This is a genomic window from Paenibacillus sp. FSL H8-0317 (assembly GCF_045040685.1).
Lineage (GTDB): Bacteria > Bacillota > Bacilli > Paenibacillales > Paenibacillaceae > Paenibacillus.
The window spans coordinates 669,032-686,736 of sequence record NZ_CP150294.1; the positions used below are offsets into that span (position 1 = coordinate 669,032).

The window sequence follows — 17,705 nt, forward strand, 5'->3', positions numbered from 1 at the left end:
GACACCGCGCGCTAGGAGATACATGCGGATGGCTGGTCATTATGATGCTCCACACTCATGCCCCCGTGCTAAGCGATGCACGCGGTCGTCTGCAACAACATATAACATGTGTTTCAGCCAGACGTTTTTCCAATCATATTATTTCGCTTCCAGCTCTGTTGCAGGTGCTTCAACAACCACTTTCCAAGCCGTTCCGATTGGAGGCAGGCTGCGTGTCAACACAGGGCTGTAGAACCCAATGACTTTAGCGCCTTTGGTCAGTTCTTCAGCTTTTACCGTTTCACCTTCGTGGTTCACGATCAGTGTGTCTTTGTCGATGTTCAGCACGACATGGTCAGGAGCTGTTTCTGTTAACCGTGTACCTGTGATTTCAATCTGTGAGATGCTGCCTTCAGCTGTTTTTACATTTTCAATTGTACCCGCTGTGCCCAGAAGCTCTTTAGGTTGTGCCTCAGATGCTGTAGCCGCATCCAGTACAGTGACTGTATAGGTTGGCGTTTGTGGTGGCAGACTGCGAGTAGTGATCAGGGAATGCTCAGCTTCCACGTTCATGCCAATGGCCAGATCAGTCAGTGCAATCTCTTTCCCCTCAACTGAGATGAATTTTGTCTCATCGCTCAGATTGAGCACAATACCATCCGTACCTGCACCGCCAATCTGGATGGACTTATATTTATCTTGGTTCGAGATTCTGGTAATTACACCACGTTCAGTAACCGTCTTCACGTCCTCTTCACTGGAGATCGTCACCTGATTTCCTGTTGTGTTCACTTGTCCATGCAGTGCTTTCTCAGCAAAAGAAACCGGTACATACAATTTGCCGCCTGTGATTTCGGGCGCTGTGCCCAGTGTGAGCAGCATTTTATTCACAGAATATTGATCCTTGCCTGTGATTACCTGTGTCCAGAGAGCACCACGAGTCAGCTCTGCAGTTTTGGTTTCTTTATTCCATTCCAGTTCAATACCCAGGGCGTCGGTAAGATCACGCAGCGGGATCATGGCTACTTTGCCATCCTTGTTCCAATAACCATCAGAGATGGATGCACCATTCACGGATACGTTTACTACACTCACTGCGTTACTATCTGCTGAAACGGATGTTTGATGGGCTGGTTGTGTGTTGTCCAGTGTTGCTGCATAAGCGGCTCCGCCACCCAATGCCATGGATAGGGCCATCAGTGCACTTACTTTTTTCATGTTGTTGTTCATCAATATTCATCCCTTCTAATCTGTGTACTGTCGCGGTAAAATCTTCCTTAGGGCCGCGCTTCAAGTTAATAGACGGGACAAATCGTCTAAGTGTTGCAGTTGATGCAATGAACGTAAGCGGTAGGTTATTTTAAATTAGAAATATCGCTTGTATTGCAGGTTATCCGCAGCAGGATCAGGTTAATTTCAGGTAGTGGCCAAACCATTGTCCTATTTCACATTCAAGTACGAGGAGGAACGGATTAGATGAGTGATATGTTGGTAGCGCTCTATCGTTTGCCGGAGCAAGAGAGTGGACTGAGAACGCTGGAGGAATCCTCCATTGTGATTCGTAGAGCCATTGCCCCAGAGAAACAGCTTGTACTGGATTGGGTAAGGTCACATTTTAGTCAGGCTTGGGTGGATGAATGTGAGGTCGCTTTTGCGCGTCAGCCGGTGTCCTGTTATATTGCGGTTGAGCATGGGAAAATGATTGGATTTGCCTGTTACGAAGCGACATGTCGCAACTTCTTCGGACCGACAGGTGTGAGCCAGGATGCACGGGGCAAAGGTGTAGGCACAGCCCTGTTACTGGCCTGTATGCATGCGATGAAGGCGGACGGTTACGGGTATGCCATTATCGGATCAGCGGGACCTGTGGATTTCTATGCCCGGACGCTGGGTGCCGTGAAGATTGAAAATTCAACGCCGGGTATTTACGAAGGCATGCTGCGGGCAGACTAGACGATAATGATGTTCTGGAAGTTGTGGAAAAGGAAGGGAGGACGATGATGAGCACGAAACAAATGTTGCACATCGGAATGATTGGTACAGGATCAATCTCGGATCTTCATATGAGGTGTTATGCCAAAAACGAGGATGCCGTCATCTATGCCATCTGCGATCTGAACGAAGAACGGGCTAAGGCTGCTGCGCAGAAGTACGATGCTCAATCCGTGTACACCGATTATCGGGAGATGCTGGAGGACCCGCATGTGGATGCTGTCAGTATCTGTACCTGGAATAATACACATGCCGAATTTGCCATTGCTGCACTGGAGGCAGGTAAGCATGTGTTGCTGGAGAAACCGGTCGCAACCAATGTGGAAGATGCGCTCCGGATTGAAGAAGCGGTGAAGAAGAGCGGACGTACGTTTATCGTGGGATTTGTGCGCCGGTATGATAATAATATGCAGATGATGCGCAGATTCATTGATGCCGGGGAGTTTGGTGAACTGTATTATGCCAAAGCTTCCATTCTGCGGCGTCACGGCAATCCAGGCGGTTGGTTTGCTGATAAAAGCCGTTCTGGCGGAGGCCCCCTGATTGATCTCGGCGTACATATTATTGACCAGTGTTGGTACCTCATGGGCAAGCCGAAACCTGTTTCGGTCAGTGGTAATACGTATCGGAAGTTGGGCAATCGTGCCCATATCGAACATCTTTCTTTTTACAAAGCAGCCGACTATAGCGCAACTGTGAATGACGTGGAAGATATGGCGAATGCACTTATTCGGTTTGAAAACGGGGCTTCGCTGGCGGTGGATGTGAGCTTTACCCTGCATGCACGCGGAGATGAATCTTCGGTGAAATTATACGGCGAGCGTGGTGGGTTCGAACTGGAGCCGGAGACACTGATCGTCACGGAGAAAAATAATACCATCCTGAATATTGAACCCCAGACGGACAATACGGGTCTCCATATTCATAGTGCATTCCAGAACCAGATTGACCACTTTGTGGATTGCTGCCTGAACGGTACAGAGCCGATCAGCCCAATTGCGGATGGCGTGGCTTCCACACGCATGTTGTGCGGAATCTACGAATCCGCTGAGAAAGGGCAGGAGATTCGTCTGGATTGAGTCCATTTTACATGGCCGTTGTCCTTCATCATATTAAAAAGCATGCGTCTTCCGCGTGATCTGCGGTTACGCATGCTTTTTGGCATCAGGTCATTTGTTCAACGGTGAATTCTCGTACCCAGGGTCATCATAATCCGCATCTTGCAGCCTTGGAAGCACGTTCATGCTCTCAATTGCCTGCCGGGTATCCGGCGTGCCATGGTCATACAGAAAGGTATACAGCAAGGTCATGCCATCCGAAAATTGCTCTGTTGCCTCATCATGGTCTGCTGATTTGTAGGGTACCGGTGCCCGTTGCAATGTATAGGCATCGTCATCCTCCAGCACCTTCATCAGATCTTTCAATCGGCCCAACTGTTCGTCATCCACCAACACCTCAAAAGGTGTAGATTCGTTCTTTGTTTGCTCAATAAGATTATGAGTTACCGATACATACAGATGTTGTTTGTCGTCCTGCATAATCCAACCCCCATTCTGAAATGGAAAAAAGACGCTTCTACTGTTAATAAACAGCAAAAAGCGCCCTGAAACGAGCTACTATGCTCGTGTGTTATTTACTCATCCGCATGTTCAGTCACATATGACCAGCCATTACCTTTTCCTTCTAATCGACTTTGTTCAAAAAAATCAATTCCATCTACTGTAATACTGACTGACACGAGAGATGGTTCATCTTTAACGGGATTAACGACGATGAACCCTTTATCCAATAGATAAGTAATGGTTCTAAGTCGCTCAATATGTGCTTGTGGAAAAAGTTTTTCTTTGGGAGCGATATAAGCGGGATTTTCGGTAAACCAAATATCGTATAATTCCTGTAGGGTGTCGAATCTTTCTTGAATCCGCTCTTTAATAATCATCTCTAACTTCATAAGGGACCTCTTCCTTTGAGTTATTTCCCAAATCTCCCCGTTACGGGAACCTGGCGGGTGCCAGCCTCCATCGATCCTGAACACAGGGGACAGGCGGGAGGGCCTGAGGATGCCTTCTTGGTTGCTTTTGAAGGCACAGCCGGCTTCTGTCTTAGCCAAGCTTTACAGGTGGATGAACTACACTTCCAGACCGCAACGGTCTCCGTACGCTCAGCATTACCTGAACCTGAAGTGTGCGAATGTGAACTGGAGGAACTTGCAGCTGTTGGACTCAGACCTGTGGTGCTGAATGCCTTATGGTTGCGAATCTCCCCACTGCCACGCCGTTCACCGAGGCGATCCTCATCTCGTTCATTGTGAACCTCGAAGTCTCGACGGTCACTGTGGCTGATGGCACGACGCTGTGCCGCATCCCGACCTTCTGAACGGGCACCTGAGCCGGACGAGCGGGCATACTGTCCGTTGCCTTTACCATATGAAGCCTGACTGCTCGTCCGGCTCTCCTCACGAGGTTTGCGTTTGTCCGGTACTTCCATGCCGAAGGCTTCAAGCAGGAAACGGGACACATCCGCTGGTTTTCCGTGATGGCTCGCCGGTGAGGTGACATACAAGTACTGCTTCGCCCGTGTGATGGCAACGTAGGCGAGTCTTCGTTCTTCCTCCAACGCCATGTCCAGTTCGGCATCTGTTTGCTGCATAGCAAGCGCGGCTTTCTGATCCTCGGGAATATCCTGGCGCAGGGCTGTACTGTGAGGCACAATGCCTTCACTGGCTCCGATCCAGTACACACAAGGGAACTCCAGTCCTTTGGCCCGGTGAATGGTCATCAGCTGTACCGCGTCACTGTCCTGTGCACGGCGCAGAGATTCCATCTCACGGTGTCTGCGGGATAGCTCATCGGCGAATTGGATGAACTCTTCCACGGTTTCAAATTTTTTGACGGCAGCTTCGAATTCATCCAGGGTTTCCAGCATCGTTTCCTTATAATGGGTGAAGATGCTGGGGTCACCACTTTCCATATACTTGTCGTAGAACTGTCTGCGCATCTCCTGAATGGCAATGATGGGCTTCAGTTTGTGCAGTGATTTGATCAGCTTGATACGTTCCTTGACCTGTTCCTGCTGGAACGGTTTCAGCTTGTCCCATTTCACCAGATGGATGAGCGGATATTTCTTCGCCTGTTGTTGTTCGCAGCGCTGAATCCACTCCAGCCCTGCATCCCGTGATACATAGAGTGGTCCCAGCGCACTTGGAAGAGCATCCATGGCACGTGGATCAAGGGACAGACGCAGATGATCCATCAGGGGTCTGATGAGAGACTGGTCATAGAACACCGGGGAAGCACCATGCTGTACAAAAGGCACATCTTTCAACACAAGCTGCTCAAATACAGCCCGGCTGCTGCTTGCTGTCCGGTGAAGAATCGCAATATCGCGATAGGTGTGTTGCCCTTCTTCAACCTGCTGGCACAGCTGGTTTACAACCCACGCCGCTTCTTCCTCTGCGTTAGAAGGTGTGGCGAAACGGGGCGCATCGCCGCGGTTTCCGGCGGCACGTAGCCGTTTGTCACGTCTACGTTTATTGCGGGCGACCAGTTCACTTCCGAGTCCCAGGATCCGTGCATCACTGCGATAATTAATATCCAGCGTCACAATGCGTGCGCCTGGGTATACTTTATCGAATTCCAAAATCGATTCCTGGCGTGCGCCGTTAAAGGTATAGATCGTCTGGTCATCGTCTCCCACAACCATCAGGTTGCGGTGGGCGGAAGCCAGTTTTTGTACAATCTCATATTGCAGATGATTGGTATCCTGGAACTCATCCACCATAATGTACTGGAAACGCTTCTGAAGCGGCCCCAGAACAGCAGGGTCACGAAGTAGCGCGGCTGCCCGTAGTAAAATATCATCAAAATCCATTTTGCCGCGATCCTGCTTCCAGGCTTCGTAACCAAGAAGAACGCGCTTGGCATCGCGTTCTTCCTGTGATTTCTCAGGCAGATCGGTTGTTTCCGATCCTTGCATCTTCCATGCGGACAGCATGGCCAGCAGACTTTCGGGCTGGAAGGCTTCACTCATGCCATTTTGGCGAAGAAGCATCTTCAGCACCGTATGCTGGGCTCGCGACTCACCAAATATCTCTTCCTGCACACCGTAATGACGCAATAATGTCAGCGCAAAAGAGTGGAAGGTGCGAGCCTGTACGGCTCTCGCGGCTGCCGGGCGTATACCTGGCAATGCGGCGATCCGGTCTTTCATCTCGGTGGCGGCTTTGTTGGTGAACGTCACCAGCAGGATACTGCCTGCATGTACGCCGCTGACCTCTATGAGGTAGCCGGCTCTTGCAGCCAGTACAGTTGTTTTGCCACAACCGGCTCCGGCGAGCGTCAGAATCGGTCCTCTGCCGTGACGGACTGCCGAGATTTGTGGTGCGTTTAACTTGATGCCTGCCTCTTCCAGCGAGCGAAAATAAAAGGCATCCTGTTGATCATTGCCCACGAGTTGCCGACTGGTCTCCAGCGGAGCAGACGGGGACTGGGGCAGGGACGCCGCCGGGGTAACCCCGAGCGGACGGGGGTAGAACGTTGAGTTCGGACTTAACATGTTTCATCCACCTCTGTATGCATTCAGGGATAGGACTATCCCGGCTAAAAGTAAACCATTTGCCCTTTTCACAATCACATTGTAAATTGGTATGATAGAGTTAGTCGCCTAATCAGGCGGTTAAGTATGGTCAAAGCTTCATTATACCCGAACATATGGTCTTGACGAAAGCCCCCGATTTCATCCAGTATCGGTATAAAACGGGCACCTGCACGAGATTACGCAACTTTTTGGCATGATTTCGTATAAGTTATATGCCTGAGCATTTTGCATGAAGGATGTAATATGCTAATTTACCACAAGTATGTGTTCAAAAAGTCTGGTTTTCAGTACCGAGAAGATGGAATGAAGCTAGAAATGGAGTAGCGGAGCGTAGGGAAACTACGTGAGCAACTACAATGTTTCCGAAGGAAACATACTTCGTAAGCATATGCTTATTCGGCTGAATGCCATATTCGATGCTGAGGATGCCACTGGCATCCTTCGTAATCAAAAGCGGACTTTTTGAATAACCTCTAAAATTTGAAATGATAATATTGGTTTTGACGGGACAGAGGAGGAATGGTCATGAAACTGCTTCAGCGCATCAAAGACGGAGCGAACAAAGCAACAGAGCGTGCCCAACACGCCGTTGAGATTGGGAAACTGAACAACCAGATTGTGGGCTTGCAACAGGAACAGGAAGTCCATTTTACAGATATGGGTCGCATCTTCTATGAGGGTTATCGGGCACAGGATATGACGCGTGCGGAAAAAGAAATGGTGGATCTGTCGCAGCTCTGCGACGAATTGCAGGACGAGATTGATGGTCTGCGCAACAAGATTGCACAACTCAAGAACGAACGGTTGTGCGAGTGTGGACACGTCGCTTCCCTGGATGCCAACTTCTGCCCTAAATGCGGACGCAAGTTGGGTGAACTCAAGACACCAGCACCTACAGTAGGAGCTGCAGGAGTCGCAGGAGCCACCACAGCCGCGAGACAGGAGGCAGCCGTAGCTCAGACTCAGACCCATAGTCCGGAACCGGACTTCTACGATGCGCCACCTGAATTGGAACTGGAGGAAGATGAGCCGTATCACACGGTCATTCCGTCCATAGCCGATCTGGAGACGGAATCGGAATATAACAGTACCGAGTTTACCCAGGAAGAAAAGGAAGCGTTCGATGCGGAGTGGGAACGTCGCAGAGATGAAGAGATGCAACGGGAACGTGAGCGTCAGCAGGAGCTGGACGAACGCATCCGTTACTGGAAAGAAAATAACCCGATTGTGAACACGGTGGACGTACAGACCGAAGTATCACGCGAAATGGTGAATTGTCAGATTTGTGCAGCCGAGCTGCCCAAAGGGTCGAAGTGGTGCCCGCGCTGTGGTGCCGAACAGATCTGATGCAGTAGAAGCACTGCCGCATCATTTTGAGGCAGTGCGGGTTGCTGACAGCATGGGGGGACGGGAATATGGACCAACTGCTGCATCATTTGCGTCATCTCGGGTTTACCGAGATGGAATCTAAAATTATGGTGGAACTCGCCCGTCAGGGATCAGCCTCAGGCTATGAGGTTGCGAAGCGGCTTGGCGTGTCCCGTTCCAATGTATATGCGACTCTGCAACGGCTGGAACAGCGTGGATTCTTGCGGTGTAGTCCGGGGGAACCGGCGAAGTATAGTGTGCTGAAGCCGGAGGAGATGACACGCATGATCTCCGATCAAATGCGTACCTCGCTGGATTATGTCCAGAGCAGCATGCCTAAGAGTGAACCGGAGAAACCTGTCTTCTATAACGTCGAAGGGGACAAAAATGTGTTTGAGAATCTGAGCCGTGAGTTGGCTGAGGCTCAGCATGAGATTGTCGTAGACGTCTGGCGTGAAGAGGCGGAACTGTTACGTAATGACTTACAGCAGGCTGAAGCTCGCGGTGTGCGGTTGTTATGGTCGTGTGATGGTGGCGAGGGCATGCTTGATCAGCCTGTTCCTTTGCTGGGCCTGCCTTTGTACGGCACAGGTAATGGTCGGAAATTCTCTCTGGTGGTGGACCGCCGCTGGTGCATGCTGGGCATGCGCGGGGAATCATGCGCCACACAGGCAGTGGTGACGGAGCATCCGGTAATGACCGGACTGCTGCTGAATCATTTTGCTCAAGAGCTGGTGTTGTACGAATTGGAACAGGATATGGGTGAGGAACTGGAGTCCCGCTATGGGCATCGGTACGAAGAACTCTCTGCGCGTTATTGGTCTTCTCCTTCAGGAGAGGGTGAACAGAGCTAGACAGATTCGGCGACTAATTCACCTCTGATGGAGCATTGCAGCACAAAGGTACCTATCTTGATGAAACGAATACGTGTGTACATAAAGCAGGCGTTGCCGAAGGCAGACGCCTGTTTGTGCTGGATTGAGATATGACAGTGATGTTCGTCACAGCATCTGTTCCCAGTCAAGTCGATAGTAAAGGTATGAAGTTATGCTATTTTTGAGAAAATGAAGCTATGAACATTCGATTGAACTGGATCGGGTTGAACAAGAGTGTACGTGATCAATCTTTGGGCACGTGATACAGAGCTTCCAGCACATCCATATAATAAGCTGTGCCATGAGGCACGAATTCTGCTGCCCGAATCTCGCGAACGATACGTTCCGGATCATCAGCTGCATGATCACTTAATGGGTCCTTATGACCGATGGAATGTGGTGGTGATGTCAATGGCTGGGTCTGAACTCCGGTAGCTTGAATCACGTCGATCTCATTACGAAACAAAGCGAGTAGATCATCCAGCGGAACTTCATACAGGCTATCCACCTCGCTGAGCTGCAGAACGTAGGCTTCGAGCGGCTGGTTCAGACATAGTCCATAGACGGCACTGAATTCCCGATCTATGAATGGAACACCACGCACCTCTCCTTGGAGTTGCTGTGTAGCTGTGAGTAGATAGGTTAGTGCATCGAAAGATACATGGACACCCAGTTCTTCCTCCAGCTCACGACTGGCGTCTTGCAGTTGTTCACCTGCGGTGAGATGACCTGCTGCTGTAATGTCGTAACATCCGGGGAAGGTATCCTTAATATCACGTCGCCGCTGAAAAAGAACCTGTCGTTGCTCGCCTTCGTCACGCACGATCCAGCAGTGGAATGAACGGTGCCAATATCCTTTGGCATGGACCTCGCTGCGTAGTGAAGTGCCGATCCAATTTTGCTGATCGTCATAAATGTCGAAACGTTCTGGGGTCATGAAACGTATCTCCTTATATAGCAGTTTTTAAAGTTCAAAATTTCACAAAGTATGTTTTAAACGAAAGGGGAACCATCGTATGGAATGCATTGTACACTTTCAGGTGATTTATCCGCAACCTCAGGAACGTAAAAGTCTTAGAGGACTTATATTTGTAGGGCAAGGTCAGGAACCAGCTAACAGTCAGTTAAGCAGCATGTTTAAGGATATGGGATTTAATGTACGTTTGGAAGATGAGGCACAGTTGTTGTTCAAGCCAGTGGATGCTTCGGCAAACTTTGAATATATTCGTGTGACAGAGCTTGATACTGGGGAAGAAGTTTACAAAGAAGATAAAGATCTGAAGTCGATCCTGGAGCATTTGCTGCCACGCCGTTTCTAATTCATGAGCATGGCCGCGAATGAAATTCATGGGGGAGCATATGTAATACATGTATGATAGGCACAAAAAAGGCCCCACCTTTACGGTGGAACCTTCAAACCTTTAAGCTACGCAACCCATTGTTAATGAAGCCCATATGGCTAGCTTTTCATACATAAACCCTAGCAAGTAAGAGGTTGTCCCTCGCATCAGGATTTATATCCGTAATTCAACTCGGCGCGTCTTTAAAACGTTTATCGTGATTATGCCGGAGCGCCGGTGCCTTCAGCTTCAAGCTCTGAAGTACAGTGCGAGCAGCGGGTAGCTGCGGCTGGAATTTCCGATAGGCAATACTTGCAAGCCTTGGTCGTTTTTTGCGGCTCGGGCTTTTTGTGTTCTTTGCTTTTGAGATAGTTGATGCCCTTCACAAGCATGAAAATACAGAACGCAACGATAAGAAAATCAATCATGACGTTGATGAACTGACCATAAGCAATCACGGTAGCCCCAGCTTCGTTGGCTTGAGCGAGTGTGGTGATGTCCTGTCCGTTTGCTGTTTTGATATCCCCATCCAGGTTGATGATTTTCTGACTGAAGTCGATCCCGCCCAGCAGTTTTCCAACCGGGGGCATGATGATATCATTCACAAGGGATGTGACAATTTTACCAAATGCAGCTCCAATAATGACACCGACCGCCAGATCGATGACGTTGCCGCGGACGGCAAATTCCTTGAATTCTTTAAGTACGCCTTTCATGTTTACATATCTCCTTTGATCATTCAATTCAAAATATAGGCTGCGTTTCCATCTATTCTCCGTTCGGATTCGCGCTTCCGTTCTCATATTGTACATAAAAAAGTGATTCCAATCACCCCCTGTTTGCAAATTAAGACAAGTTTCCGCAACTTCCATGAAAATACTTCTTTATTTCACGCCGCCGATTCGGTATACTTCTAACATTGTCAGTTATGTTTAACCTTTTATATTCAGGTTCGCGATCATATATTGTAACGAATCATGGAGCCAAAATTAAATATGCCGTTACTCGTATATGTGCAGGAATAGGCCTGCATGTCTCTACCCGATCACCGGAATGATCGGACTACGGGAAAGATGTTGCAATGTTTGTATGGTTGGCATGAGATCATTCTCAGGCAGTTTGACTGAAGAGCAGGTTCAAGTGGTTTTTATCTGTTTCCGATTACACTGTTTGAGGTTTCTCACAACAGGATTGAACTCTTGTCATCCTGTCCATCCAGCACACTTGCAGCATCCATACGGCTTGTCCATATATGTACAAGTCCGTCTTTCCCATCTCCGGTTATTCCGCAGCGTGTGAAAAGGCGGGCTTTTTGCTTTTTTACCATGCGATTGGAAGAGCTTGTAAGCTACTGTGCGGAGGGCATTCAGGGGGAAGAATTACAATGCAATTGTTAAAAGACAAGGTAAGACAGGAAGGCATTGTCCTGTCCGAGCAAGTACTCAAAGTGGATTCATTCCTGAACCACCAGATGGACCCGGTTTTGATGAAGGAAGTGGGCAAGGAATTCATTCGCCGCTTTGAAGGTGAGAATATCACACGTGTGCTGACAATTGAGTCGTCAGGGATCGCACCGGGCATCATGACTGCGTTGGAGCTTAACGTGCCGCTGATCTTTGCTCGGAAGCAGAAGTCGCTCACACTGACAGAAGACATTCTGGTGGAGAAGGTCTACTCCTTCACGAAGCAGGAGACCAATGAAATTACCGTTGCCAAGAAATTCATGAAGCCTGGTGATCGTGTGCTGATCATTGATGATTTTCTGGCGAATGGTGAAGCAGCATTTGGTCTGGCTCGCATTGTGGAGCAGGTTGGAGCCGAAGTGGTGGGTATCGGTATTGTTATTGAAAAAGCATTCCAGCCGGGAGGTCGCTTGCTGAAAGAAGCAGGATACCGTGTGGAATCGCTGGTTCGTATCGGGGCACTGTCGGATGGACAGGTTACATTTGCGGACGAGGAGGGCACGAACTAATATGGCACGCGAACGTATCTTTCAACGGCATCGGCATCCAATCAAAACGTTCTCCCTCGGACTACAGCATGTGCTTGCGATGTATGCAGGAGCCGTCGTTGTCCCATTGATCGTTAGTAACGCATTGGGTTTTACACAGGAACAACTAACCTATCTTATTGCCATTGACCTGCTCGCATGTGGTGTGGCTACACTGCTTCAGGTATGGGGAAATAAATATTTTGGCGTAGGGCTGCCTGTCATGCTCGGTTGTGCATTCCAGGCTGTGTCCCCGATGATCCTAATCGGGATGAACAGTGGAGTATCTGCCATTTACGGAGCGATTATTGCCTCAGGGCTGTTCGTATTGATCTTCTCCGGAATCTTTGGGAAGCTTATTCGGCTCTTTCCACCAGTGGTTACGGGTTCGGTGGTTACAATCATCGGTTTAACCTTGATTCCGGTTGCTTTCCACGATCTGGGCGGCGGTCAGGGGTCAGAAGATTTCGGCAGTGGAGTGAACTTGTTACTCGGTTTCGGCGTGCTGCTCTTTATCATTTTAATGACTCGATTCACTACAGGTTTTATCCGTTCCATCTCGGTACTGATTGGTCTGCTGGCAGGTACGGTGGCAGCAGGGTTCATGGGTGAAGTGAACTTTGCCCCTATTCGCGATGCAAGTTGGTTCCATGTTGTTCAGCCGTTTTACTTCGGCAGACCGACGTTTGAGATTGTACCTATTCTGACGATGATTCTGGTGGCGATTGTCAGCGTGGCCGAGTCCACAGGCGTATTTATGGCTCTGGGCAAAATCCTGGACAAGGACTTGTCCTCCAAGGATCTGGCCCGTGGTTATCGTGCGGAAGGTCTGGCTATTGTATTAGGCGGTATTTTCAACTCATTCCCGTATACAACCTATTCGCAAAATGTAGGACTGGTACAGATGACACGTGTGAAGACACGTGATGTCATTGTAGTAGCTGGTGGAATCCTGGTGGTCATTGGATTTGTACCCAAAATTGCAGCCCTCGCACAACTCGTTCCAGGGGCAGTACTTGGCGGAGCCATGGTGGCCTTGTTTGGCATGGTGGTATCATCAGGCATTCGAATTATCGGCAGTCAGGTCGATCTGAACCGACATGAGAATCTGTTTGTCATCGCTTGTTCTGTAGGTATGGGGCTTGGGGTTACCGTTGTGCCTGAGTTGTTCGCAGGTGCACCGGCTTGGGCTCAGATTATGCTCGGTAATGGTATCATTGCAGGCAGTTTCACAGCGATCTTCATGAACCTGCTGTTCAACGGTCTGGGTACCAAGGAAACAGCTGCCAAGATGGCTGAACAACAGGCAGATGCCATCCTTGGAGAGGCGGGCAAGTCAGCTTAATTAGCCGAATTAGGCCTGGCTTATCATCCAGCAGGATTGTTATGTTAACTGTTATGAATAGACGATTCACAAGATGAATAATGAATCAGGTTAATCATGGTGATGTACAGCATGAATGGTTTATGACATACATCGTTTATGCTATGAATATTCAATCACATGAACGAATGAAAGAGACACTTTTAGATGCGAAACACCGAAGATACAGGCTCAGCAGAGTCGTGTCTTCGGTGTTTTTTGTTTTGTTTAACTATGATGAGCGGGGATTACAGATGACGCAGCTGTTTTTCTGCAAAATCGCCAACCCACGGCAGTTTTAGCCATTTCCCCTGTAAGCTGGTAACGACCATAATAAGCCAGACCACTACACCAAGCAGGGATAACAGCGATGCCACCAGTGGTCCGAACAACGGAAGGAAAGCCGATAATACATGCCCGACCATAATGATGCCAAAGACCGTTACAGATTGTAGCGCATGAAATAACACGAACCGGCTCCGCTTCTCCACAGCGAGAAAGACAATCCCGCCTACAAAGGTAAACAGATAACAAAGCATACCGGCAATATTTTCATCCAGACCGCTAGACGATTTCATGGGGGACATCCGGTCCAGCCTCCTTTGACCTTTTTAACTAGGCTATGAGAGAGGTGGACAGAACTGAACCTGGGATTTATTTGCCTATAATAGGATGGAGTGAAAGAACAGTAAAAAACATGAAACAGGGACAGGATCAGCTGAGTTACAGCATGATCTGCCCCTGTCCGGATGAAGAACTCGGTACTTCTAACAAAAATAATCACTACCCACCCTGAAACTGTCTGCGTGGGCTGTCGATCTTGCCTTTTTTATCGGTGTCGTTTTCTTTGGGAACCAAACGTTCATCGGTTCGTCCTTCGTGGTGATTATCAAATGCATATTCGGTCAGTTTCCATTCCGACTTACCTAGAACGGGGTCAGCCGGGAAGTGTTGCCCCCGGTGCAGATGTTCCTCACGTCCGGCTTCGTTAATGTAAACTCCGTCTACTTCCACCTTTTCATGCGAAAGGGGCAGCATATCCTGTTCTTTGCGGTCCATGAGACGACGCCTCCTTTGGATACCAGTAATTTAACTGTATGGGTTGTCCGTGATAATATCCCCCGAATAGTTCAGTGTTATGCTGGATATATTAATTCCGTATAGAATGGCGGCATTCATAACATATGATTCGGAATTAAACTTTTTGGGCATGAAAACCGTTATATTTATTAGAGGAAATCGTCAAGTCGTAAGATACTTCCGAATATGCTACAATAAGATTATGATTCATTCCGAATCATATCGGGTATTTATAGTGTCAGGTACTTGCTTTCTAGCGAGGTTCCCGACCTAAAGCTTGCTTTAAGCCGCGCACACAACTTCATGGATGGCATTTAAGACTTATTCGGCATTCTCTAAACGGAGCATTCACTTTCAACGTTTTGGGAGGGAATTACAATGGCAACGAAAGGTCACAATGAGGTCAAAGAAAGTTTGAGGGAAATGACTCGGATTTTCCGTCCTAAAGATCCAAAAAAATTCGTGAAGGAGTACGTGAGAAAATACCGGATTACGGGTGGATACGAGGAAGAATTGACTTCTGTGGTTGAGCATGAGCTTGTCAAGATGGATTCTTCCGTGTCCTGAAACAACACACAACTCTGATTATACTGTTCCGATAATGAATAGAACCGTCTCCCGGGCGATAAGCTCCGGCAGGCGGTTTTTTTTGCGTTCCTGCTGCATATATATGGGAGTAGACCTACAGCGGGAAGGATGAATGCATGTGGACCCTATTTTGAAAACCAAAGAAGAGATTGGCTACATGCGGGAAGCTGGACGAATTTTGCGAAGTTGTCACCAGTATATTGAGCAGTGGATGATCCCCGGTATCACGACAGCAGCGATTAATGAGCGGGTGGAAGAGTTTCTGGCAGCACGAGGAGCTACACCGGAGCAAAAAGGGTACAAAGGATATCCGTACGCGACGTGTGCCTCTGTTAATGAAGTGGTCTGCCACGGATTTCCTGGGGCAGAGGAGCTGGCGAGCGGGGATGTAGTGACCATCGATATGGTGGTGAACAAAGACGGCTGGCTTGCTGACTCGGCCTGGACATATGGAATTGGTGAAACAAGCAGATCCATTCGCAAGCTGATGAGACGCACGGAGAAAGCACTTGAGCGGGCGATTGCTCAGGCAGTTCCGGGGAATACACTCGGAGATATTGGAAGTGCCATTGAACGAACAGCCAGACTGTATCGGTACGGGATTGTGAAGCCTCTCATTGGTCATGGGATTGGTCAATATATTCATGAACCCCCAAATGTGTTGCCTTATGGCAAACGCAGAACGGGCACGATGCTCACCGAGGGTATGGTTATTACGATTGAACCCATCTTTACAAAAGGCAGCTCCGGGGCTGTTGTGTGGGATGAAGATGGATGGACGGTAAGGACGGTAGATGGCAGCTGGGGGGTCCAGTATGAGCATACGGTTGCGATTACTGGGAATGGCCCCTTGATTCTGACCGATGGCACGTGAGATGAAATCAGTGAAGAAGAGGACTTGAGTTGAACTTTCTCCGACATGCTCCATGCTGTTTTGAGCTTGAAGATAGCGGTATGGAGCGATAGGCATGTCTTCTGGATGGATATGGAAGAGGTTTTCCATAAATTTTGATCTTTCTTTTGCATAATAGCACATGTTTTGAATGTGAGAAAAATCACCAATAAATCGAGTTTTATCACCGAAATTTGGCAAAAATTTTCAAATGTAGAGTGTAATACTTTTAACTGAAATCGTTTGCAAATCAAGTTGTAGAGCGGTTTTTTACATAAAGTGAACAATTTGTGAACATGTGTCCAAAGATTGACAAAATCATACCCTCAACTTATATTTAATAAGTGATTGAAGCATATAGAATGAATTGGAAGAATGCGCAGACATGCCCTGAGCAGGAAATCACGGGAGTACTGGAAGCGTTATTTTTCTAAGCGTTCTGTATGATGAAGAGGATTATGCGTATCGTGCTGAAACGTACCTTTTGTTGCCTTTCTACCGAACGACAACGGTAATCTACGAAAACGTAAAAAAGTGGGGTAGATCAATGATGAAACAGTGGCAGGTTGCAAAGCGAATTCTCCCCTTGCTGGCGGTGTTCTCTTTGCTGCTATCCGCATGCGGGCGGGAAGACTTGTCGGTAATGAAACCTCAGGGTCCTGTAGCGCAAGGCCAATATGATCTGATGAAGTTATCCATTGCGATTATGATCGTGGTGCTCATCATTGTATTTGCCATAGCGGCCTATGTTCTGATCCGGTTTCGTAGACGAGCCGGGCAGACTGAGATGCCCGAACAGGTTGAAGGTAATTTCAAGCTGGAAGTAATCTGGACAGCCATTCCGTTATTGCTGGTTATTGTTCTGGCAGTACCGACGGTCCAAACGATTTTTGCCCAAGGCGAAGATCTGTCCAATGACAAAAACGCACTTAAGGTCCAAGTCACCTCGCATCAGTACTGGTGGGAATTCACTTATCCTCAATATGACGTAACCACCGCTCAAGATCTCATCATCCCGACCGGAACAAAAATTGCATTCGAATTAAAAACCGCTGACGTGCTTCACTCCTTCTGGGTGCCGTCACTTGCGGGCAAAATGGACACAAACCCGGATGGAACACTTAACAAGTTCAGTTTCTCTGCACCGAATGAAGGCGTTTACCGCGGTAAATGTGCCGAATTATGTGGCAGATCGCATGCTTTCATGGAGTTTAAGGTAAAAGCAGTGAGTCAGGAATCCTTTGACAGATGGGTGAACCAGATGAAAGCACCCGCAGTCCTTCCTGAAGATACTCAATTGGCCGAAAAGTTCAAAACAAACTGCCTTTCTTGCCACGCTGTTGGTGATCAAGGTGGACCGGTTGCACCTAACCTGACGGGAATCGGCGGCAAGGAATCTGTCGCAGGCATTTTGCTGAATTCTCGCGAGGGACAGGAAGAAGGTAGTCCGGTACTGGATAACATGAAAGAATGGCTCCATGATCCACAATCCGTGAAGCCGGGCAATACCATGCCGAATCCCAAAGATCTTGGGTTGACGGATGAAGAAATCGACGGAATTGCCGAATATCTGGCCAACTACAAATTGGACTATGAATAGAACAGCAAGGACGAAGAAGGGGGTACACAACCTTGGCTCATG

18 protein-coding genes and 1 riboswitch are annotated in these 17,705 nt (G+C 48.4%); of the genes, 10 read left to right on the forward strand and 8 right to left on the reverse strand.

The window, feature by feature from the left end; genetic code table 11:
• Positions 1 to 138: 138 nt before the first annotated feature.
• Positions 139 to 1,209, reverse strand: coding sequence for a copper amine oxidase N-terminal domain-containing protein (locus MHB43_RS03250; protein WP_405131317.1), 1,071 nt, complete (start codon positions 1,207 to 1,209; stop codon positions 139 to 141).
• A 246-nt stretch (positions 1,210 to 1,455) separates the two neighbouring features.
• Between MHB43_RS03250 and MHB43_RS03255 the strand changes: the two genes are divergently transcribed.
• A complete protein-coding gene (locus MHB43_RS03255; RefSeq protein WP_062837317.1) occupies positions 1,456 to 1,932 on the forward strand; it encodes a GNAT family N-acetyltransferase in 477 nt (158 codons plus the stop codon).
• A 47-nt stretch (positions 1,933 to 1,979) separates the two neighbouring features.
• The gene (locus MHB43_RS03260) at positions 1,980 to 3,050 is read left to right on the forward strand and encodes a Gfo/Idh/MocA family protein (protein WP_405132382.1); all 1,071 of its coding nucleotides are present in this window, start codon (positions 1,980 to 1,982) and stop codon (positions 3,048 to 3,050) included.
• Positions 3,051 to 3,140: 90 nt separating this feature from the next.
• Here the strand turns inward: MHB43_RS03260 and MHB43_RS03265 are convergent, their stop codons facing one another.
• The 3 genes from MHB43_RS03265 to MHB43_RS03275 all read right to left on the reverse strand — a co-directional run bounded on the left by MHB43_RS03265 (position 3,141) and on the right by MHB43_RS03275 (position 6,525).
• Positions 3,141 to 3,509, reverse strand: coding sequence for a hypothetical protein (locus MHB43_RS03265; RefSeq protein WP_405131318.1), 369 nt, complete (start codon positions 3,507 to 3,509; stop codon positions 3,141 to 3,143).
• Positions 3,510 to 3,604: 95 nt separating this feature from the next.
• The gene (locus tag MHB43_RS03270) at positions 3,605 to 3,922 is read right to left on the reverse strand and encodes a hypothetical protein (protein ID WP_405131319.1); all 318 of its coding nucleotides are present in this window, start codon (positions 3,920 to 3,922) and stop codon (positions 3,605 to 3,607) included.
• A gap of 20 nt (positions 3,923 to 3,942) precedes the next feature.
• A complete protein-coding gene (locus tag MHB43_RS03275) occupies positions 3,943 to 6,525 on the reverse strand; it encodes a UvrD-helicase domain-containing protein (RefSeq protein ID WP_405131320.1) in 2,583 nt (860 codons plus the stop codon).
• A 567-nt stretch (positions 6,526 to 7,092) separates the two neighbouring features.
• On the opposite strand from MHB43_RS03275, the gene MHB43_RS03280 reads away from it, so the two are divergent.
• Positions 7,093 to 7,914: a zinc ribbon domain-containing protein gene (locus tag MHB43_RS03280; RefSeq protein ID WP_405131321.1), complete on the forward strand. Its 822-nt coding sequence runs from the start codon at positions 7,093 to 7,095 to the stop codon at positions 7,912 to 7,914.
• Positions 7,915 to 7,982: 68 nt separating this feature from the next.
• Complete coding sequence (locus MHB43_RS03285) at positions 7,983 to 8,789, forward strand: TrmB family transcriptional regulator (RefSeq protein ID WP_405131322.1); 807 nt, start codon at positions 7,983 to 7,985, stop codon at positions 8,787 to 8,789.
• Between the two features lie 265 nt (positions 8,790 to 9,054).
• On the opposite strand, the gene MHB43_RS03290 is transcribed toward MHB43_RS03285, so the two are convergent.
• Positions 9,055 to 9,747, reverse strand: coding sequence for an NUDIX domain-containing protein (locus MHB43_RS03290; RefSeq protein ID WP_405131323.1), 693 nt, complete (start codon positions 9,745 to 9,747; stop codon positions 9,055 to 9,057).
• Between the two features lie 79 nt (positions 9,748 to 9,826).
• Here MHB43_RS03290 and MHB43_RS03295 point away from each other — a divergent pair, with 79 nt between their 5' ends.
• Positions 9,827 to 10,129 carry a hypothetical protein gene (locus MHB43_RS03295; RefSeq protein ID WP_017690846.1) on the forward strand — a complete coding sequence of 101 codons (303 nt, stop codon included), beginning with the start codon at positions 9,827 to 9,829 and terminating at the stop codon, positions 10,127 to 10,129.
• Positions 10,130 to 10,371: 242 nt separating this feature from the next.
• Here MHB43_RS03295 and mscL read toward each other — a convergent pair whose 3' ends face one another.
• Entirely contained in the window at positions 10,372 to 10,866 is a 495-nt protein-coding gene (gene mscL / locus MHB43_RS03300) for a large conductance mechanosensitive channel protein MscL (protein ID WP_221825723.1), read from the reverse strand.
• A 269-nt stretch (positions 10,867 to 11,135) separates the two neighbouring features.
• Positions 11,136 to 11,235, forward strand: a riboswitch (purine riboswitch).
• Between the two features lie 299 nt (positions 11,236 to 11,534).
• On the opposite strand from mscL, the gene MHB43_RS03305 reads away from it, so the two are divergent.
• Both MHB43_RS03305 and MHB43_RS03310 read left to right on the forward strand, forming a co-directional pair.
• Entirely contained in the window at positions 11,535 to 12,122 is a 588-nt protein-coding gene (locus tag MHB43_RS03305; RefSeq protein WP_036613196.1) for a xanthine phosphoribosyltransferase, read from the forward strand.
• A 1-nt stretch (position 12,123) separates the two neighbouring features.
• Positions 12,124 to 13,485, forward strand: coding sequence for a nucleobase:cation symporter-2 family protein (locus MHB43_RS03310; protein WP_405131324.1), 1,362 nt, complete (start codon positions 12,124 to 12,126; stop codon positions 13,483 to 13,485).
• Between the two features lie 266 nt (positions 13,486 to 13,751).
• Here the strand turns inward: MHB43_RS03310 and MHB43_RS03315 are convergent, their stop codons facing one another.
• Both MHB43_RS03315 and MHB43_RS03320 read right to left on the reverse strand, forming a co-directional pair.
• Positions 13,752 to 14,090, reverse strand: a complete 339-nt coding sequence (locus tag MHB43_RS03315; protein WP_047840268.1) for a DUF4870 domain-containing protein — start codon at positions 14,088 to 14,090, stop codon at positions 13,752 to 13,754.
• A gap of 196 nt (positions 14,091 to 14,286) precedes the next feature.
• Positions 14,287 to 14,562: a transposase gene (locus MHB43_RS03320; protein ID WP_076215507.1), complete on the reverse strand. Its 276-nt coding sequence runs from the start codon at positions 14,560 to 14,562 to the stop codon at positions 14,287 to 14,289.
• A gap of 399 nt (positions 14,563 to 14,961) precedes the next feature.
• Between MHB43_RS03320 and MHB43_RS03325 the strand changes: the two genes are divergently transcribed.
• From MHB43_RS03325 to coxB, 3 genes are all read left to right on the forward strand, one after another.
• A complete protein-coding gene (locus MHB43_RS03325) occupies positions 14,962 to 15,150 on the forward strand; it encodes a hypothetical protein (protein ID WP_017690840.1) in 189 nt (62 codons plus the stop codon).
• A gap of 133 nt (positions 15,151 to 15,283) precedes the next feature.
• Positions 15,284 to 16,045: a type I methionyl aminopeptidase gene (map, locus tag MHB43_RS03330; RefSeq protein ID WP_405131325.1), complete on the forward strand. Its 762-nt coding sequence runs from the start codon at positions 15,284 to 15,286 to the stop codon at positions 16,043 to 16,045.
• A gap of 565 nt (positions 16,046 to 16,610) precedes the next feature.
• On the forward strand, positions 16,611 to 17,663 hold the full coding sequence (gene coxB / locus MHB43_RS03335) for a cytochrome c oxidase subunit II (RefSeq protein WP_047840266.1): 1,053 nt from the start codon (positions 16,611 to 16,613) through the stop codon (positions 17,661 to 17,663).
• The last annotated feature ends 42 nt before the right edge of the window (positions 17,664 to 17,705 follow it).

Excerpts from the sequence above, each read along its gene's own strand:
- MHB43_RS03250 (WP_405131317.1), bottom strand. The coding sequence starts at position 1,209 with ATGAACAACAACATGAAAAAAGTAAGTGCACTGATGGCCCTATCCATG.
- MHB43_RS03255 (WP_062837317.1), top strand. The coding sequence starts at position 1,456 with ATGAGTGATATGTTGGTAGCGCTCTATCGTTTGCCGGAGCAAGAGAGT.
- MHB43_RS03260 (WP_405132382.1), top strand. The coding sequence starts at position 1,980 with ATGAGCACGAAACAAATGTTGCACATCGGAATGATTGGTACAGGATCA.
- MHB43_RS03265 (WP_405131318.1), bottom strand. The coding sequence starts at position 3,509 with ATGCAGGACGACAAACAACATCTGTATGTATCGGTAACTCATAATCTT.
- MHB43_RS03270 (WP_405131319.1), bottom strand. The coding sequence starts at position 3,922 with ATGAAGTTAGAGATGATTATTAAAGAGCGGATTCAAGAAAGATTCGAC.
- MHB43_RS03275 (WP_405131320.1), bottom strand. The coding sequence starts at position 6,525 with ATGTTAAGTCCGAACTCAACGTTCTACCCCCGTCCGCTCGGGGTTACC.
- MHB43_RS03280 (WP_405131321.1), top strand. The coding sequence starts at position 7,093 with ATGAAACTGCTTCAGCGCATCAAAGACGGAGCGAACAAAGCAACAGAG.
- MHB43_RS03285 (WP_405131322.1), top strand. The coding sequence starts at position 7,983 with ATGGACCAACTGCTGCATCATTTGCGTCATCTCGGGTTTACCGAGATG.
- MHB43_RS03290 (WP_405131323.1), bottom strand. The coding sequence starts at position 9,747 with ATGACCCCAGAACGTTTCGACATTTATGACGATCAGCAAAATTGGATC.
- MHB43_RS03295 (WP_017690846.1), top strand. The coding sequence starts at position 9,827 with ATGGAATGCATTGTACACTTTCAGGTGATTTATCCGCAACCTCAGGAA.
- mscL (WP_221825723.1), bottom strand. The coding sequence starts at position 10,866 with ATGAAAGGCGTACTTAAAGAATTCAAGGAATTTGCCGTCCGCGGCAAC.
- MHB43_RS03305 (WP_036613196.1), top strand. The coding sequence starts at position 11,535 with ATGCAATTGTTAAAAGACAAGGTAAGACAGGAAGGCATTGTCCTGTCC.
- MHB43_RS03310 (WP_405131324.1), top strand. The coding sequence starts at position 12,124 with ATGGCACGCGAACGTATCTTTCAACGGCATCGGCATCCAATCAAAACG.
- MHB43_RS03315 (WP_047840268.1), bottom strand. The coding sequence starts at position 14,090 with ATGTCCCCCATGAAATCGTCTAGCGGTCTGGATGAAAATATTGCCGGT.
- MHB43_RS03320 (WP_076215507.1), bottom strand. The coding sequence starts at position 14,562 with ATGGACCGCAAAGAACAGGATATGCTGCCCCTTTCGCATGAAAAGGTG.
- MHB43_RS03325 (WP_017690840.1), top strand. The coding sequence starts at position 14,962 with ATGGCAACGAAAGGTCACAATGAGGTCAAAGAAAGTTTGAGGGAAATG.
- map (WP_405131325.1), top strand. The coding sequence starts at position 15,284 with ATGCATGTGGACCCTATTTTGAAAACCAAAGAAGAGATTGGCTACATG.
- coxB (WP_047840266.1), top strand. The coding sequence starts at position 16,611 with ATGATGAAACAGTGGCAGGTTGCAAAGCGAATTCTCCCCTTGCTGGCG.